3 protein-coding genes are annotated in these 2,885 nt (G+C 50.4%); 2 read left to right on the top strand and 1 reads right to left on the bottom strand.

The features are described 5' to 3' along the window. Window positions 1-514 precede the first annotated feature (514 nt). Window positions 515-1,615: an aminopeptidase gene (locus ABGY95_RS11445; protein ID WP_347441816.1), complete on the bottom strand. Its 1,101-nt coding sequence runs from the start codon at window positions 1,613-1,615 to the stop codon at window positions 515-517. 165 nt (window positions 1,616-1,780) lie between these two features. Between ABGY95_RS11445 and ABGY95_RS11440 the strand changes: the two genes are divergently transcribed. Next, a complete protein-coding gene (locus ABGY95_RS11440) occupies window positions 1,781-2,512 on the top strand; it encodes a uracil-DNA glycosylase family protein (protein ID WP_347441815.1) in 732 nt (243 codons plus the stop codon). A 36-nt stretch (window positions 2,513-2,548) separates the two neighbouring features. Beyond that, window positions 2,549-2,885 (top strand): pyridoxal 5'-phosphate synthase (locus ABGY95_RS11435; RefSeq protein ID WP_347441814.1); only part of this gene is annotated, 337 nt, incomplete at its 3' end.

Below are 2,885 nucleotides of genomic sequence, written 5' to 3'. Positions count from 1 at the left end.
CCGACTCTGCTGGAATTATATCATGATGACTTCAGTTGGGTTCGGTGGTGAAATCGTTTTCCATTGGTCAAACTCCCCTAAACTCTCTGCCACCACCGTCTACTTCGGCACGTTTTGAATCGCTGTCACCCTCGCTTTCACAATCTATGTGTGGACTAGTAAAAACTCCTACAAGATCAGACAGAAAATCGGCTACACTCTGGCAGCAGCGCTCAGCGTCTACGGGCTTTACACCACTCTTGTCATCCCAATACAGGTTCAAACACGGGCCGACGCACTCCCTCTTTCCGATCGTTAGCGATTCCCATATTTGAGAACCGCTTATAACTATTCCCAAATATGAGAATAGCTAAGGCGAAAAGGCTACATCCATAGAAAAGGAAGTCACCCCACTAGCTTAGTGTTTAAACCATATAGTGAAACTAAATTACATGAATTTTCGTCCTTTCTACACAAAAAAAGCTCAAACAGCACTCGGCTGTCGAAGCCTTTTTTAAATTGAGTGAGCCCGCTTTTAGAAGTTTAGCTTCTGAAGGTTTTCTGGGAGGAAAATTCCGTCTTTGCGGATGAGTTTGCCGTCGAAGTAGATTTCTCCGCCGCCCCACTCCTCGCGCTGGATGCACACCATGTCCCAATGCACCTGTGAGCGATTGCCATTATCCGCCTCGTCGTACGCCTGCCCAGGAGTGAAGTGGAACGAACCGGCTATCTTCTCATCGAAAAGAATGTCGCGCATTGGCTCCTTGATTACTGGGTTGAAGCCCAGAGCGAACTCGCCGATGAAGCGAGCGCCGTCATCAGAATCGAGGATTTTATTAAGATCATCAGTCTTGGAGCCGGCGTCAGCCTTTACCACTTTGCCGTCCTTGAACTCGAGGGTGATGTTATCGAAAGCAATCCCTCGGTAGATCGTAGGAGCGTTGTACGCGAGCACTCCATTCACGCTATCGCGCACTGGCGCAGTGAAGACCTCGCCGTCTGGGATGTTGTAGTTGCCGCAGCATTCTACCGCTGGAATATCTTTGATAGAAAATGTTAGATCTGTACCATTACCAACGATGTGCACTTGGTCAGTAGCGTTCATCAACTCGACCAGCGCCTGAGAATTTTCTAACATCGCTGCATAATCCTGCAGGCAAACATCAAAGTAAAAATCCTCGAATGCCTGAGTGCTCATACCCGCCTGCTGAGCCATCGATGGAGTTGGCCAACGAAGGACGCACCACTTGGTCTCCTTCACTCTATAGTCCATCACTGGGCGCAGATGCTTCATCGAGAGTTCCATACTCTTAGCTGGGACATCGCTAAGTTCGGTGATGTTTTGCGAACCACGCAGCGCGATGTAGGCATCCATGTCCTTCATCTCATTGAGTTGGTGCTGGGCAATCGCTTCATATTGCTCATCCGACGCTGCCATCAGCATCTCGCGATTCAACTTCGCATGATTGACCTTGAGAAATGGCAAGGCTCCAGCCTTCCGAGCTTCGCGGATGAGCGCTATTCCAATCTCATCTGGCACTTCTGCCACATCGATGAGGACCTTCTCCCCCTTCTGAAGGTTAGTGGAAAACTGGACTAATTGCTGGGCTAATTTATCAATTCGTGGATCTTGCATCTCGCCACATTCGCTGTGCAGCATAACTTGTCAAGCGACGCTGGAAAGTGCGTTAGAAATTCTGCTCCTCTGCCATTTTTTGAGCTTCCTTCATTGAATGAACCAATCTTTCTTCACCTCTCAATTTCTATTGCGTTCGAATGAAGCAAAGCCCATAACCCCCGTATGGAAACAGAGTTGGAAGCGGCAGCACAGGAACTAATTAGGGCATTGGCTCCTCTGCTGTTTTCTGACCCAGTCAGCCACACCTACAACCCGCTGGAATACGCTTGGACGCCGCACCAGCAATACCTCCGTCGCTTTGGTTCTGGTAAAAAGCGCGTGCTATTCCTGGGCATGAACCCTGGCCCATGGGGAATGGCTCAGGTCGGTATTCCCTTTGGTGAAATCCCTGCCGTGCGCGACTGGATGAAGATCGAGACAGCCGTGGATAAACCGGCTAACGAACACCCTAAACGCCCAATAGAGGGCTTTTCCTGCCAGCGATCAGAAGTCAGCGGGCGCCGCCTCTGGGGGTTCTTCGCCGAGCGCTATCCGCAAGCTGAAGACTTTTTTGCCGACCACTTCGTCAGCAACTTTTGCCCGCTCGTTTGGATGGGTGAAACCGGCCGCAATATCACGCCCGACAAACTTGCCAAATCGGAATCAGCACCAGTCGACGAAGCTTGCCGACTCCACCTCTCGAAAACGATAGCGCAATTAGAGCCCGAATTTCTTATTGGTGTCGGAGCCTTTGCTGAGAAGCAACTCAAGGAAACGGTCAAAGCATATTTCCCAGATAAGAATTTCAAAATCGGCAAAATACTCCACCCTTCACCCGCCTCACCCGCCGCCAACAAAGGTTGGCCGACCATACCGCACCAGCAACTCATCGACCTCGGTGTCTGGGACGCTTAATTTCCAATCAGAAATCTCCAATCTCAAATCAACTTCATGGACCTATCAGATTACAGAAAAGAATACCTAAAAGGCGGGCTCGACATCGACGACCTAGCCGCAACACCTGAGGAACAATTCACACTTTGGTTCCAACAAGCTGTCGACGCCGGCTATCCAGAGCCTAATGCAATGTCATTGGCCACAGTCGGCGCCGCTGGTGCCCCCTCACTGCGCACCGTTCTACTCAAGTACTTTAACCCAGAGGGCATGGTCTTTTTCACCAACTACACCAGCCGCAAGGCGAAGGAAATCGAGGCAAACCCCAACGTCTCCCTACTCTTTCCTTGGGTCACACTTGAGCGACAAGTCATCGTTATCGGTAAAGCCGAGA

The organism is Rubritalea sp. (assembly GCF_039830215.1).
Lineage (GTDB): Bacteria > Verrucomicrobiota > Verrucomicrobiia > Verrucomicrobiales > Akkermansiaceae > Rubritalea.
This window is presented reverse-complemented; position numbering and strand designations above follow the sequence as displayed.

What these genes read in the sequence shown, in the direction of transcription:
- ABGY95_RS11445 (WP_347441816.1), bottom strand. Translation starts at nt 1,615, where the DNA reads ATGCAAGATCCACGAATTGATAAATTAGCCCAGCAATTAGTCCAGTTT.
- ABGY95_RS11440 (WP_347441815.1), top strand. Translation starts at nt 1,781, where the DNA reads ATGGAAACAGAGTTGGAAGCGGCAGCACAGGAACTAATTAGGGCATTG.